Below are 13,931 nucleotides of genomic sequence, written 5' to 3' on the forward strand. Positions count from 1 at the left end.
GACCGTTTCACACTATACTTTTAGAATACCACCTGGCGATAATTCTGAAAATAAAAAAAGAAGCAGGTCGCGCCTGCTTCATAAGACAGGCAACCACTGGTTGCCTGTCTTCAGGGAAGACTTGACAGCACCTCGGTAATCTCGACCGCGTTCTTCTCGGCCATATCCTGGTCGGGGCGATGGGTAATTCTGTCCTGCTTCTTCTCGTCCATGCCGTCACCTCCTAAACTGGTCCCTATATAGCCTGTGACGGCCGGCTGATCGCTATACGCAAAAAAGAAAAACCGCCCCAGCGGGGGCGGCTTCCGTCATTTCATCAGCAGGTTCGGCAGGAAAGTACTCAGCGCCGGGATATAGGTTATTAGCACAAGCACCACGATGGCGATCCAGAAAGGCGCCCAGATGGCCCGGCTGAGCTTTTCAAGCGACATGCCGGTTATCCCGCACACCGCGAACAGCACCGCGCCCACCGGTGGCGTAACCAGCCCCAGGACAAGGTTGAAGCACACGACAACCCCCATGTGGACGGGGTCGATACCCATCTTCGCGGCCATCGGGGCCAGCACCGGGGCGACGATAACCAGCGCCGGCGCCGTCTCGATCGGGATGCCGACAAGGATAAGCGCCAGGTTGACCAGCAGCAGCACCACCCACGGCGAATCGCTCACCTGCCTGATCGCCTCGATCATCATCTGCGGCAGCTGCTCCACCGCCACCACCCACGAAAAAGGCTCCGACAGGCCGAGCAGCAGCATGATCATCGCCGATTCCAGGCCGGCGTTGAGCAGAACGGTCGGCAGCCGCTTCCACTTAAGCCGCCGGTAAAAGAACACCCCGACAACAAACGCGTACACCGTTACCACGCCGGCGGCCTCGGTAGGCGTGAACACGCCGCTCAAAATGCCGCCCATGATAATAACCGGCATCAGCAGCGCCGGCAATGCCTGCCAGGCGCCGACGACAACCTCTTTGAAGCTGGCTTGCTTTTCGACCGGATATTTGCGCTTCCGGGCGATATACCACATATAAACCATCAGGCCAATGCCGAGCAGGGCGCCGGGGGCGACGCCGCCCAGGAAAAGAGCGCCGATGGAAACGTTGGCGATAACCCCGTAAACGATGAACGGAATGCTCGGCGGAATGATCGGGCCCATGCAGGACGCCGTGGCCGTAACCGCGGCGGACACGTCCTCCTCGTAGCCGGCCTGTTTCATCGCCGGGATCATCACCATTCCGATGGCCACCGCCGTTGCCACCGCCGCGCCCGAGATGGCGGCGAAAATGGCGCTGGCCAGGATAGTCGCCAGCCCTAGGCCGCCGCTGATATGGCCGAGCAGCAGCCGGGCGAAACGTACGAGATCCTGGGTGAGCCCGCCCTCGTTCATAAGATTGCCGGCCAGCATGAACAGCGGAATGGCCAGAAGCGGGAAAGACGCCATGCCGGCGAACGCCGTCTGCGTCAGGATTGTAAGCGAAATATCCTCACCGGACAGCAGAATATAAGTAAGGGCCGAACCGCTTAGGCCGATGGCGATCGGGATGCCCAGCGACAGCAGGATGACGAACGAGGCCACAAATAACCATGTCATGCCTCATCCCCCTCCTTCCCGGAGCCGTTCTTCACAAACCGCAGGAAATCCTCCAGCGTAACCAGCAGCATCAGGAAAAAGCCGAGCGGCAGCGCCGCGTACGGGTAGCACATCGGGATCTGCATCGCCGGCGACCGTTGGGCGATATTGGCGATAGTCTGCTCTGTCCCGTAAAAAATCATGATTCCGAGGAAAAAGAACATGAACAAATACCCTACACCCTGCATGAGGCGGGCCGCCAACGGCGGCAAATGCTCAAGCACGGCCACCATCCCTACCTGGTAGCCTTTTTTAAGGCCCACCGCCCCTCCCAGCATTGTCGCCCACACCAGCGAAAAAGTCGCTACCTCGCCTGACCACGTGGACATCATCTCCAGCACGTACCGGCCGAAAACTTCGTAAGGTATGACGATGGCCATAACAGCCATAAAAAAGATGGTGCCCCAACTGGCCACCTTGAGGAGAACAGCGTTGATTCGCTGAAGCAGCTGCATGAAATCACTCCCGGGTTTTACTGGTTGATGCCGGCCGCCGGCCGCCCGGTCAGGGGCGCCCGGCGGTCGGCCGGCAATATACTATTTCGTGTTCATGATGGCATCGATCTTGTCTTTGCCGAACTGCTTGGAGAACTCGTCGAACGCGGGCTTCATGGCCTTTTGCCACGCCGCTTTGTCAACATCGCGGATAACAGTGAGACCCTTGCCTTCCATTTCCTTCAGCTTGGCCGCCTCGGCGTCGCGGTTGATCTTGCGCTGGAACTGGGCGACTTCCATGGCGGTCTTGCGGAACAATTCCTGGTCAGCCTTCGGCATCTTATCCCAGGTCTTCTTGCTCACGATGAACGGAGCCGGCGAATAAACATGCTGGGTCAGCGAGAAGTACTTCTGAACCTCCCAGAACTTCGACGCGTAGAACACGGCCACCGGATTCTCCTGACCGTCGATGACCTTCTGCTGCAGGGCGGGGTACACCTCGCCCCACGCCATCGGCGTCGGGTTCAGGCCGGCGGTCTTCCAGGCCAGCAGATGAACCTTGTTCTCCATAACGCGGATCTTGAGACCCTTGGCATCCTCCGGCGTCTTCACGGCCACCTTGGAGTTGGTCAGGTGGCGGAAACCGTTTTCCCAGAACGCCAGGCCGATCAGGTTGGCCTTTTCCAGATCCTTGAGCAGATTCTGGCCGATCGGGCCGTCAAGCACCTTGTCGACATGAGCGAAGTCCCGGAACAGGAAGGGGATATCGAGAATATTCATCGACGGGCTGAAGTTGCCCACCGGCCCGGTAGAGCCGACATAAATATCGATGGTACCCTGCTGCAGGCCCTCAAGCATCTCCCGCTCGCCCTTGCCCAGCTGGCCGTCGGGATAAAGGGTAATCTGGATGCGACCTTTGGACCGTTCTTTGATCAGGTCGGCGAATTTCTGGGCGCCAACCATGTAAGGATGATCCTTGGTCTGAGTCGAGGTCAGCTTCAAAGTGGCCTTGTACTCGCCGCCTTTGTCGGCGGATTTGCTGCCGCCGCCGCAGCCAGCGGCCACGATAACGAACACGAGCAGCACCAGAATGGCAACCAGTTTCTTCACAGGGTTCACTCCTTCTAAATAATAATGTGGCAAAAACCTGCTGCGCCGATGCAAACAAAAAAACCTTCCCTTCCCTCCCTTTTTTGCCGGCGGGCACGGGCGCGCATCATGCCCGCCAGGCTTGTGAAACCATGAACAATTCTGAATTGTCTCTCTGTCTAGTTGGTTTCAACATTATGGCGAAAATTCCTGCGCATCCAGACAAATTCAATCAAAGCGGAAAGCGAACCGGGATAAGGACCGCGGCCCTTATCCCGGCTATTTTGCCTCGATTGCGCGAAATCAACCCCGCATCAGTACTTTTGCATCGAGAGAATCGCCATGCAGACGAAGCCCAATGCGCCGCACCCGACAAGGAACATCAGGCCGCCGACGTAGCCGCCGGTCATGGCGATGAAATAACCGATGAGTATCGGCGAGAAAGCCGACCCGCCGTTTGCCAGGCCGTTCATCATGCCGGCGCCGGCGCCAATCGCCTTGCCGGGCACGATCTTCTGCAGCAGCGACCACGACGACGGCAGCGCGATCGCGATCGCGCCGATACCGAACGAGATCAGCAGCGCGGCATAGAGATTGTTGGTGGCATGAGCGCCGAAGTATATGCCGGCCGCCGCCAGCAGGTGGGATACGGCCACGAACGGCGCCCTGCGCCCGAGCTTATCGGAAATATGGCCGAAATACAGGATGCTGACCGTGCCGAGGAAGTACGGCAGCGAAGCCAGCGCCCCCATCTCCGCCCAGGAAAAGCCGCGGGCCGCCTTAAGGTATGACGGCAGCCAGGCCATAGTGCCCCACCAGATGGACGCGATGCAGAAATAGTTTACGGTCAGCAGCCAGAAACGGTAGTTGCCGCAGAAGGACGCCAGCCGCTCAGAGAGGCTCTCCGTCTTCATGGAAGCCTCAGCTTCGGCTTCCTGCTTGAGCGCCGATTCGATATGCTCCAGTTCGGCCTTGTTAACGCCCTTGTGCTGCCGCGGATGGTCGGTGGTGAAGAACCAGATCAGAATAAGGGGAATAACACCGAGGACCGCAAGCACGAAGAAGCTGGGCCGCCAACCCCAGGAGCCGACTATCCAGGTGAAAAACGGCATCGCGAGCATCGGGCCGGACATCAGACCGATAAGCCAGACAGCGTTGGCCTTGCCGCGTTCCTGAGGCGGGAACCAGTTCTTGACGAACGAACTCTGCATCGGCCAGTGCATACCTTCACCGACGCCGAGAATAACGCGGGCAACCAGCATGGTCCCGAAGGTTGTGGCGAAGCCGCCGATCATTACAGAAAGAGTCCACAGGAAAATAGAGAGGGACATTGCAACCCTGGGGCCCCAAATATCGCCAAGCGGGCTGAGAGCTACGTTCGCCACCCCGTAGGCGATCAGGAAATAAGTCATCAGTTTGCCCATCTCAATCGGCTTGCCGGCGATACCCATATCGGTGAGAAATGTCTTATCGGCCAACAACACCGATACGTTGACCCGGTCCAAATAGGCAATGAGCAGGGTGAGCAGCAAAATGCCGACGAGAATTGCCCTTTGGCGGGTCGGTTTCATCGTTGCGGTTGCCTGAGGAACAACCTTCTCGGTTTCCAATGGAAAAACCTCCCTTTGAACATAAGATTAAGTGCGGTAATAGTCTAATTTTACTCGTGTCCTCGGTATTGGTCAAGCGATTGTGAGAAAATTTGGAAAGTAAATTTTGTTAATTATTATCTCCCTCACCGACACATATTTGCACCGCTGATGGCCACAGCGGGTAAGACTTATGACCTAATTTTCAGAAAACACTTTATTTGCATCAGAGACAGAAATTGTCTATAATATGGGTATACCCTCCCCCCTCGGGGGCGAGTACTGAAAAGAGGTGTAGCAATGGTTCATCAGTCGGTGCGCCTTGATGTTCTCAACCGCCTGCGCAACGTCAAAGGCCACATAGCCGGCATAGAGCGGATGGTGGAAGATTCGCAGGAGTGCAGCAACATCCTTGTGCAGTTGGCGGCTGTCAGGGCGTCGGTCGAAAAAATCGGCATTTTCATACTTGAGCAGAATACTCTGGAATGCCTGCTAAGCGGCGTGGATACTAAGCCGGAGGACAAGGAACGGGTCGAGCAGGTTGTGCGGCAGATGCTGGCTTTCCTTAAGTAAGTTCCGAGGGAGCTTTGGGGAGCTTCGGGGAGCTATTGCCGCTTTTGGGGGCTTTATGCGGGGTTTTTGGGGCGTTGTTCAGGGGGGTTGGAGGGAACGGCCGTTCCCTGACATTCGCTGGCATTTGCCCTGGCATTTGCCCTGGCATTTTCGCTGTCATTTGTACTGGCAATACACTGTCGTTGCGTATGGCGGCAGCCTGACAAAAAAACGGATGGGGTTAACCCGTCCGTTTTTTTCATTTCCAGGGCCATAGGCCGTAAATTATGCCGATGCCTTTTTGCACCAAGTCGAAGTAGAGCAGCGCGCCGGTGAGCACCAGGAAGGCGCCGGCGGCCTTCTGGACGGCGGGCAGCCAGTGATAACGCGCCCGGATACGGGCAGAATAGCGTTTGTAGAGGAGGGTGAACAGCAGGAAGGGCAGGGCGAAGCCGGCGGCGTAGGCGGCAAGGAGCAGGACGCCGCGGGCGAAGGTGGCGCCGATGCCGGCGTAGACGAGGATGGCGGCCAGAATGGGGCCGACGCAGGGCGTCCAGCCGGCGGTGAGGGCGAGGCCGAGGAGGAAGGCGCCCAGCGGGCCTACGAGCCGCCCGCCGGGAGTGAGGCGCAGGTCGCGGTGCAAGCCGGGCAGGCGCAGGAGGCCGGCGAGCTGGAGGCCCATGAGGCCGATGAAGACGGCGCCGGCCTTGCGGACGGTATCCTGGTGCTCGAGGAACAACTGGCCGAGGAGCGAGGCGGTAGCGCCCATGAGAATGAAGACGACGGTGAAGCCGGCGAAAAAGCAGGCGGTGTTGACGACGAACCGCCGCCCGCCCGCGCCGTCGCCGGTCAGGACGGCGAGGTAGGCCGGGACGATGGGCAGGACGCAGGGGGACAGGAAGGAGACCGCCCCGGCGGCGAAGGCGGCCAGCAAGGAGATGCCGTTGCCGTCCATAATACGCTCCTACAGGCCCTGGACGACGCCCGCCAGCTCGGCGGCGGTCACGGGGCCGGATTTACGGTACCTGATGATGCCGTCCCGGTCGACAACGACGGTGGTGGGGATGGACCGGATGCGGTAGGCGCGGGCGGCGTCGCCGCCGGCGTCGAGGAGGCCGGGCAGGGAAAGGCCGCGCTCGCCGAGGAAGGCGGCCACCTTGGAGGCGGGCTCCTCAAGGTTTACGGCGTAGAAGGCGACGGCGGGGTTGGCGGCGGCGAATTTATCCAGCTCGGGCATCTCCGCGCGGCAGGGCGGGCACCAGGTGGCCCAGAAATTAAGAACGGTGACCTTGCCGGGTACGGGCGCGGCGACCTGGGCGCCGTCGAGGCTGCCGAGGGTGAAGCGCGGCGCGGCTTTGCCGGCCGTCACGCCGGGTTCGGGCGTGGAAACCGAGGCGGGAGGCTTGGGCGCGGGGACCGGGGCCGGGGCCGGGGCGCATCCGGCGGCGACGGCGGCTGCCAGCAGCGGGATCAAGACGGTCAGGATTTTTTTCACGTTTTCCTCCGGGGTAGTTTTGATAATACCTATTCGCCGGGCCGGGAGCCCATACCTCCGCTTTCGCGGGCTGCCATTTCCATCCGGCGGCGAGTTTTGCTATAATAAATTGTAATCCGGCAATCACCGTTAGCCGTTCAAAGCAGGAGGACAACCATGCATCAGTATCTTTTCTTCATCGGCGACTTCCCTATCCGCGCCTACGGGCTGATCCTCAGTCTGGCGATCATCCTGGCGGTGGGCACGGCTTATTTCCTGGCCAGGCAGGACGGCCGCTGGCAGCACCACGTCCTCGACATGGGCGTGTACTGCGGCCTGGCGGGCATAATCGGCGCCCGCCTGTGGGACGTGTTTTTCTTCGACTGGGCGTATTACCAGGACCATCTGCTGGAGATACCGTTCGTCTGGCAGGGCGGGATGGCCATCCAGGGCGGGGTAATCGCCGGAGCGCTGGTGGGCTACATATACACCAAGATCCACAAGATCGACACGTGGGCGTTCGCCGACATCGTGGCCGCGCCGGCGATCATCATGGGTCAGGCGATCGGCCGGGCCGCCAACCTGATGAACGGCGACGCGTTCGGCAACCCGACCGGCGGCTCGTTCGGCCTCCTCTACCCTTCCACGACGCTGGCGCACGCCACCTACGGCGACAAGCCGCTGTGGCCGGCCGAGGTGTGGGAGGGGCAGATCGACGTGGTCATTTTCTGCCTGCTGCTGCTGTTCCGCTGCACCGACCACCGCAAGGGCCAGGTGTTCATCCTCTACGCGGTGCTCTACTCGGCGGCCCGCTTCCTGCTCGAATTCCTGCGGGGCGACTACGGCGCGCTGCTGTGGGGCCTGAAATCGGCCCAGCTCACCAGCCTGGCGGCGATCGTCGTCGGCCTGGCGCTGTTCGCGTGGGTGGGCGTGAAGGGCGAGAAGATCAGCGTGCGGAAAAAGTAAGGTGAAGCGACGAAACCGCCAACAGCAACGAGGAGGGATGACGTGAGCGGCAAGGATATCGAGTTCGTCCGCCTGGCGGGCGAAAAGGTGCACTCCCATCTGCCCGAGGTGGCCAGGCTGCGTATCGCCGTTTTCCGCGAGTGGCCCTATCTGTACGACGGCGATTTCGAGTATGAGAACAATTATCTGCGGACATACGCCGCCTCCCCAGGCAGCATCATCGTGGCCGCCGTGGACGCCAACACCGGCGAGGTGGTCGGCGCGGCCACCGGCGTGCCGATGAGCGACGCCGACGAGGCGGTCCGCGGCGTCTTTACGGCGGCGGGCTACGACCCGCGGGAATGGTTTTACCACGGCGAATCGGTGCTGCTGCCCGCTTATCGCGGCCGCGGCATCGGGGTGCGCTTCTTCCGCGAGCGCGAGGCCCAGGCCCGCGCGCTCGGCTGCCGCCACGCCGCCTTCTGCGGCGTAATCCGGTCCGCGGACGACCCCCGACGCCCGCCCGGCTACGTGCCGCTGGACGATTTCTGGCGGCGGCGGGGCTATACGCCGATGCCCGGCATGGAGTGCGCCTTTAGCTGGAAGGAGCTCGGCGCGACGGAGGAAAAAGCCTTCCCGCTGGCGTTCTGGCGCAAGGAGCTGGGCGATGCCGAGCCGGTTTAAGGCCGCGGCGGCCCAATACCCGATAACGGCATACCGTTCGTGGCGCGAGTACGCCGAAGCGCTCGAAGGCTGGGTGGCGGCGGGGGCGCAGGCGGGGGCCAGGCTGCTGGTCTTCCCCGAATACGCCGCCATGGAGCTGATTTCGCTCGTCCCCGGCCACCGCAACCTGACGCTCGCGGACCAGCTCGCCGCCATGCAGGATTTCGCGGCGCCCTATCTTGACCTCCACTGCTCCCTGGCCCGGACCTACGGGGTCCATATCCTGGCCGGCAGTTTCCCGGTGAAGCGGGACGGCCTGTTCCGCAACGCCGCCGCCTTCATCTCCCCCGACGGCCCGCCGGCGATACGGGAAAAACGGATCATGACCCGGTTCGAGCGGGAGGAATGGGGAATATCGCCGGGCGAGGACGCGCCGCCGGTCGAATGCGAACTCGGCCGCATCGGCGTCGCCATCTGCTATGACAGCGAATTCCCCCTGCTGGTACGCCGGCAGGCCGAAGCGGGAGCTCAGGTCATCCTCGCGCCGAGCTGCACCGACACCCTGGCCGGCTACTGGCGGGTGCGGATCGCCTGCCAGGCCCGCGCCCTGGAAAACCAGTGCATCGTCGTCCAGGCGCCCACCGTCGGCCGGGCCGACTGGTGCCCCGCCGTGGACGAAAACATCGGCGCCGCCGGCTTCTTCGCCCCCCCGGACAGCGGGTTCCCCGACAACGGCGTCCTCGCGCTCGGCGAACTCAACAAACCCGGCTGGATATACGCCGACATCGACCCCGCCGCCATCGCCGCCGTCCGCACCGAAGGCAAAGTCCTCAACCACAAGCACTGGCCGGAACAATTCTGAATACGCCCTGGACGCCGGGGGAATACAACGAGGCCGCCAAGATTATTCTTGGCAGCCTTTTTGTTCGGCAAGCGTGTGGCAGGATTTGCATGGTAGAGGCGATCCATGACGATGCAAATCTACACTGTTTTGCATCAAAAGAACCGACCTGTGAGTCTGTTCCCGGAGTCTGTTAGGAGTCTGTAAAATAAATTGTGCTTTTGCCCTTTCCCATAGAAAATCCGGTAAAATGGGAAAGAGAGGCAGGGGAAGCACATGCCAAAAGAACCTAAAAAGCAACTGCTCAGTCGGGAACAGATGCGTAGCCTCATCAAGGAAGAGAACCTTAAAACCCCGGAGGACGTCCAGCGCCTGCTAAAAGACATGTTCGGCGGCGTATTGCAGGAAATGCTCGAAGCGGAAATGGACCAAAACCTTGGCTATGAGAAAAACGGTTCACGGACGCCGGAACAGTCAAACCGCCGGAACGGCCATAGCCCCAAGACGGTGCGCAGCGAATTCGGCGACGTGGAGCTGGATATCCCCCGTGACCGCGAAGGCGAATTTGACCCCCTTGTCGTCAAGAAACACCAAAAGAGCGTAACAGGTATCGAAGACCAGGTTATCGCCCTTTACGCCAAAGGCGTAAGTACCCGCGAAATTCAGGACCATCTGCAAAACTTGTACGGTATCGAGGCTTCGCCGGCCTTGATCTCCAATATCACCAATAAAATCATGCCCTTGATTAAGGAGTGGCAAAACCGGCCGCTGCAATGCGTCTATGCCGTTGTCTTCCTCGACGCCATTCACTTCAAGGTCAAGCAGGACGGCCAGATCGTCAACAAGGCCGCCTACATGGCAATCGGCATCGACCTGGACGGCACCAAGGACGTACTTGGCATCTGGATCGGCGAAAACGAGTCAGCTAAATTTTGGCTCAGCGTACTAAACGAACTCAGGAACCGGGGCGTACAAGACATCCTTATCACTTCGGTGGACAACCTGACCGGGTTTACAGAAGCCATCGGCGCCGCTTACCCGGAAACACGGGTGCAAAAGTGCATCGTCCACCAGGTCCGTAACTCTATTCGCTATGTGTCTTACAAAGACGTAAAGCGTATTACCTCAGCCCTCAAGCCCATCTACACGGCGGCAACGGAATCGGCCGGGCAGGAAGCCTTGAACCAATTCGAAAGCATCTGGGGAGCCAAGTATCCGCTCATCGTAAAGTCTTGGCGGAACAACTGGGCCGAAATCGCCACCTTCTTTCAGTACCCGCCCGAAATTCGCAAGATCATCTACACAACCAACATGATCGAAAGCTATCACCGGCAGCTCAGGAAGGTCACAAAAGGAAAGAGCATCTTCCCGTCGGACGATGCTCTGTTAAAAATGCTCTATCTAGCAACCCAGGATGTTATGCGGAAATGGACGGGCAGAATTCAGAACTGGGGCCAAATTCTTCTGCAACTATCCATCTTCTTCCCAGAAAAGGTGCGATCTCATTTGCGTTAACTGGCGGCAAGGGGCTAGAGCACAAAATTATTGACAGACCCTCTGTTAGTCACCAAAACCGTCCCAGTGAGTCACCAACATCACGAAAAATTAATGACGCGCCTCTTCCTTATCGTCTTTGTTCTTCACTTTTAGCCATTGCAACAAAGCATTCTTATAATATTCGATGTTATCTTTTTCCTCAAGATAGTCACTAGTGTTTAAAAGCCCACGTTCTTGCGTTAATCTAAAAATTTTGCCTTCTACGTTTCTATTGTGCATTTCAGTAGTAGAAATAATCAACTGCGAGTCAACCGGCTGATTATTCAAAACAAAATCCCATATTGTGTTGATTTTTTCTATGGCTGGTTCCTGCTGAAAAATGGCATCTAACACAATTGGAGCGGAAACAGTTCTTGAAAACTTAATAGAAACGTTATATATTGCGAAAACTTGTGCCAAAATAGCACACGGCAAATCATTTCCACCACTATCAAAACTTTTCTTAAATTTTTTCAAATCTGCTTCCGAAATATCCGTGACATTTAAGGCGTCAAAATACATTTTCACTTTTTCCAAGTATGTATCTATAATGATTTTTCCCTCTTTAGTAATAGCAGTTTGCTCCTTACGAATCTCATTTAGTCTTTTCTGAGCAACAATATAATTATTTTTAATAATTGTTAGCTCATCGTTCAACTCACTTAAAATAGATTTCGATCCTTCCGCTACAACAACTTCTCTAAAAGTTACTTTTTCGCGTTTTCTTTCTAGTATTTCATTAATCTTAGAAACATAATCTTCAACACTTTTCAACTCATCAGTCAGCTTTTTAACCTGTTTTTCAATCTTATTTCTGTCTTCAAAATACCTTTGAATTGTATCCTCGCACTCTTCTATTTCCGAATATATATTAAAGCGATTATGTATACTATTCTCATGGGGAGTACCGCAAATTGGGCATATTATAAAATCTTCAGATATTTCATTTTCAATATAGTCAACGTCTTTAATTAGTTCATTGTACACTTTTTCTGCAATAGCATGTAGCTCTTCAATCTCTCTCATCTGATTAAAGCAAGATACAAGTTCTTCTTTTATTTCGTTGCGTTTATTCATTTGAACATTTAATTCATAAGTTAAGCCGGCCATCTCTTCCGCAAAAGCATCTAAATCAATATTGATATCTAAATAGTTGCTATATTTTTCAATGTGTTTTTTCGTAATTATATTTAACGTATTCTCTTGCCGTTTGTTTTCTTTTTGTTTGATTTCTAATTCCACTTTTTCGTCAAGCAAATCGTAGTATCTAGGAGTTCTAACCCCCATATGATATAATAGAACTTCTTGTTTCCAATTCCCGCTGAAAATATCACTAAACGAATCCCAAGAACCAGACCAGCCTTTATCTTGATCAATATAAAATGGCATAAAAATTGCTCCTGGGTACGCATATACGACAGCTTCATCATCCTTTTTTATGGGCATACGTATTTTGAAATTAAAAAGATCAATAAGAGACTCCCTTAGTTCAGATATATTGCTAAAAAAGGAAAGTTTACTATCATAGTGCATGACGAATTTATCTTTATTTCTATAAATAACATACGTTTTACCGTCATATACAAAATTAAGCATTGTCGCTATTTTCAGGTTATCCCAATTAGTAGTATACTTTGATAGTTTTGCTCCCAGAGAATAATAAATAGACTTGATAAGTAAAGATTTTCCAGTTCTATTAATTGTAACCTTATCCGGGTCTGGGTCTTGGCCTGTGATAATATTTAATTTATTGTCAAATTCTATTATTCTGGCTTCTTCATTTTTTTGCGATATAACTACCAGTTTTTTTAGAATTAATCTTTTCAACCTTCCCCCCCCTTAGGCTTCTAATGATTTTTCTATATCTTTCATATTTAATTTCATTTTCTCTCAAATCTGCTGAGATAATCTTTTTCATGATAAAAATAACTCCCGTACTATTACAACATAAAGATATTCTTTAGGAAAAATCTTTACTTCTCTTTTATGCTGTAGTTTTGTATATATAATTTCTGTAAACTCCTTGGAGTTATCAAATACTTCGTTTGATATGATTTTACGTATTTCATCTTTGATACTTTGCAACGTCTCATCAACATTCATAGAATCCAGTTTATACTTTTTCCATTGCTGGCCAATTCTATTTACCTCGAATGATGAAAATCCATCATTCAATAAATAGGTTTTAATTTCATCCCATGAATCATCTTGCATTTCTTTGCTAAGCATGTTAATCCATCGTTTTACAGCATCCTTGGAAATTGATTTTCTTCTTTTAAGCTCGGCAATATTCTGCGCACTTTGTTCCCAATTATTAATTCTTTTTATTTCTCCTAATATTGTATAAAATATAGTTTTCGTTTTTGATATAGAACTTTCTATTCCTTCGGAGCTTAAATAATTCACAAATCTACCAAGAATCGTGTCTTCATAATTCACTAAACCCATAAAGGATACGTTAAAATATATTAAATTTATACATTGGTTTTGACAAGATTCTTCTTCTAAATGGCAAGATTGGCACATACCTTTTTTTATTATCTTTAACTGATCATCTGAAATTTCGCTTAAACTAATAACGGCTCTCTCTGTTGAGTTATCTCCAACTTTCAGTTCGCCAAAATCATAATTCTTATTAGAAACTAGGTGTACCCCTTTTGTTTCAGAACTAAATTTTGAATAATTATCAATCATTTTTTGGGCAATCGACATCTTGTTCGGATATTTATTTGCGTTTTTAGTAATAAAAGATGCTGTTAAATATCTGGACGGTTTATCATCTGTTTTAATTTGATAAAAATCTAAAGTTTCAGAATTCGAAGTAGATTCTAAAACTATGACGTCATCATGAAACTCCATTAATAGTAAGAAATCCGATCCATCCTCGATTAATTCCAAGATGTGGTTAAATGCCCATACCTGCTGATAATTAAATCTATTGGCACTTCTGGCTCCTGCATTTTCACGTCGCGGGACTGCTAATAACCTTTCAGTCAACTCCAGAATAGTCACCACCTTACAAAAGCGGTAATTAATTACCACAAAGTCATTTCTTGGTACATTTAATCTATTCCTGCCCCGACATGTAATAATTTAATTAAACATCTACGGATTAAGTAAACTCTCGCTTAGAAAGGTACAAGGGACCGTTTGTCGTATCATTTTCATTTTCCAGCTGAT

14 protein-coding genes are annotated in these 13,931 nt (G+C 53.6%); 5 read left to right on the forward strand and 9 right to left on the reverse strand.

Annotated elements, in window-relative coordinates:
- Window positions 1-308 precede the first annotated feature (308 nt).
- From Q4T40_12245 to Q4T40_12260, 4 genes are all read right to left on the reverse strand, one after another.
- Window positions 309-1,589, reverse strand: a complete 1,281-nt coding sequence (locus Q4T40_12245; protein ID MDT8902017.1) for a TRAP transporter large permease — start codon at window positions 1,587-1,589, stop codon at window positions 309-311.
- On the reverse strand, window positions 1,586-2,083 hold the full coding sequence (locus tag Q4T40_12250; GenBank protein ID MDT8902018.1) for a TRAP transporter small permease: 498 nt from the start codon (window positions 2,081-2,083) through the stop codon (window positions 1,586-1,588). Before Q4T40_12250 ends, Q4T40_12245 begins: the two co-directional genes overlap by 4 nt.
- 81 nt (window positions 2,084-2,164) lie before the next feature.
- Complete coding sequence (locus Q4T40_12255; protein MDT8902019.1) at window positions 2,165-3,172, reverse strand: TRAP transporter substrate-binding protein; 1,008 nt, start codon at window positions 3,170-3,172, stop codon at window positions 2,165-2,167.
- Window positions 3,173-3,465: 293 nt separating this feature from the next.
- A complete protein-coding gene (locus Q4T40_12260; protein MDT8902020.1) occupies window positions 3,466-4,761 on the reverse strand; it encodes an MFS transporter in 1,296 nt (431 codons plus the stop codon).
- A gap of 279 nt (window positions 4,762-5,040) precedes the next feature.
- Between Q4T40_12260 and Q4T40_12265 the strand changes: the two genes are divergently transcribed.
- Complete coding sequence (locus tag Q4T40_12265; GenBank protein MDT8902021.1) at window positions 5,041-5,313, forward strand: metal-sensitive transcriptional regulator; 273 nt, start codon at window positions 5,041-5,043, stop codon at window positions 5,311-5,313.
- 238 nt (window positions 5,314-5,551) lie between these two features.
- On the opposite strand, the gene Q4T40_12270 is transcribed toward Q4T40_12265, so the two are convergent.
- Together Q4T40_12270 and Q4T40_12275 are read right to left on the reverse strand one after the other, a co-directional pair.
- The gene (locus tag Q4T40_12270; GenBank protein ID MDT8902022.1) at window positions 5,552-6,247 is read right to left on the reverse strand and encodes a cytochrome c biogenesis CcdA family protein; all 696 of its coding nucleotides are present in this window, start codon (window positions 6,245-6,247) and stop codon (window positions 5,552-5,554) included.
- Window positions 6,248-6,256: 9 nt separating this feature from the next.
- Window positions 6,257-6,787, reverse strand: coding sequence for a TlpA disulfide reductase family protein (locus Q4T40_12275; GenBank protein MDT8902023.1), 531 nt, complete (start codon window positions 6,785-6,787; stop codon window positions 6,257-6,259).
- A gap of 156 nt (window positions 6,788-6,943) precedes the next feature.
- On the opposite strand from Q4T40_12275, the gene lgt reads away from it, so the two are divergent.
- From lgt to Q4T40_12295, 4 genes are all read left to right on the forward strand, one after another.
- Entirely contained in the window at window positions 6,944-7,732 is a 789-nt protein-coding gene (gene lgt, locus Q4T40_12280; GenBank protein MDT8902024.1) for a prolipoprotein diacylglyceryl transferase, read from the forward strand.
- Window positions 7,733-7,774: 42 nt separating this feature from the next.
- Entirely contained in the window at window positions 7,775-8,395 is a 621-nt protein-coding gene (locus Q4T40_12285) for a GNAT family N-acetyltransferase (GenBank protein ID MDT8902025.1), read from the forward strand.
- On the forward strand, window positions 8,379-9,236 hold the full coding sequence (locus Q4T40_12290; GenBank protein ID MDT8902026.1) for a carbon-nitrogen hydrolase family protein: 858 nt from the start codon (window positions 8,379-8,381) through the stop codon (window positions 9,234-9,236). The genes Q4T40_12285 and Q4T40_12290 overlap by 17 nt, the downstream gene beginning before the upstream one ends.
- A gap of 297 nt (window positions 9,237-9,533) precedes the next feature.
- A complete protein-coding gene (locus Q4T40_12295) occupies window positions 9,534-10,730 on the forward strand; it encodes an IS256 family transposase (protein MDT8902027.1) in 1,197 nt (398 codons plus the stop codon).
- A gap of 90 nt (window positions 10,731-10,820) precedes the next feature.
- Here Q4T40_12295 and Q4T40_12300 read toward each other — a convergent pair whose 3' ends face one another.
- From Q4T40_12300 to Q4T40_12310, 3 genes are read right to left on the reverse strand one after another with little or no spacing between them, the layout of a single operon-like run.
- Window positions 10,821-12,578, reverse strand: a complete 1,758-nt coding sequence (locus Q4T40_12300; protein ID MDT8902028.1) for a hypothetical protein — start codon at window positions 12,576-12,578, stop codon at window positions 10,821-10,823.
- Window positions 12,529-12,669: a hypothetical protein gene (locus Q4T40_12305; GenBank protein ID MDT8902029.1), complete on the reverse strand. Its 141-nt coding sequence runs from the start codon at window positions 12,667-12,669 to the stop codon at window positions 12,529-12,531. Before Q4T40_12305 ends, Q4T40_12300 begins: the two co-directional genes overlap by 50 nt.
- Window positions 12,666-13,793, reverse strand: a complete 1,128-nt coding sequence (locus Q4T40_12310) for a dsDNA nuclease domain-containing protein (GenBank protein MDT8902030.1) — start codon at window positions 13,791-13,793, stop codon at window positions 12,666-12,668. The genes Q4T40_12305 and Q4T40_12310 overlap by 4 nt, the downstream gene beginning before the upstream one ends.
- Window positions 13,794-13,931: the final 138 nt, after the last annotated feature.

This window comes from Selenomonadales bacterium 4137-cl (genome assembly GCA_032334055.1).
Taxonomy (GTDB): domain Bacteria; phylum Bacillota; class Negativicutes; order Sporomusales; family UBA7701; genus Anaeroselena; species Anaeroselena agilis.

Coding starts and splice junctions, on each gene's coding strand:
- Q4T40_12245 (MDT8902017.1), bottom strand. CDS start 1,589: ATGACATGGTTATTTGTGGCCTCGTTCGTCATCCTGCTGTCGCTGGGC.
- Q4T40_12250 (MDT8902018.1), bottom strand. CDS start 2,083: ATGCAGCTGCTTCAGCGAATCAACGCTGTTCTCCTCAAGGTGGCCAGT.
- Q4T40_12265 (MDT8902021.1), top strand. CDS start 5,041: ATGGTTCATCAGTCGGTGCGCCTTGATGTTCTCAACCGCCTGCGCAAC.
- Q4T40_12270 (MDT8902022.1), bottom strand. CDS start 6,247: ATGGACGGCAACGGCATCTCCTTGCTGGCCGCCTTCGCCGCCGGGGCG.
- lgt (MDT8902024.1), top strand. CDS start 6,944: ATGCATCAGTATCTTTTCTTCATCGGCGACTTCCCTATCCGCGCCTAC.
- Q4T40_12290 (MDT8902026.1), top strand. CDS start 8,379: ATGCCGAGCCGGTTTAAGGCCGCGGCGGCCCAATACCCGATAACGGCA.
- Q4T40_12295 (MDT8902027.1), top strand. CDS start 9,534: ATGCGTAGCCTCATCAAGGAAGAGAACCTTAAAACCCCGGAGGACGTC.
- Q4T40_12305 (MDT8902029.1), bottom strand. CDS start 12,669: ATGAAAAAGATTATCTCAGCAGATTTGAGAGAAAATGAAATTAAATAT.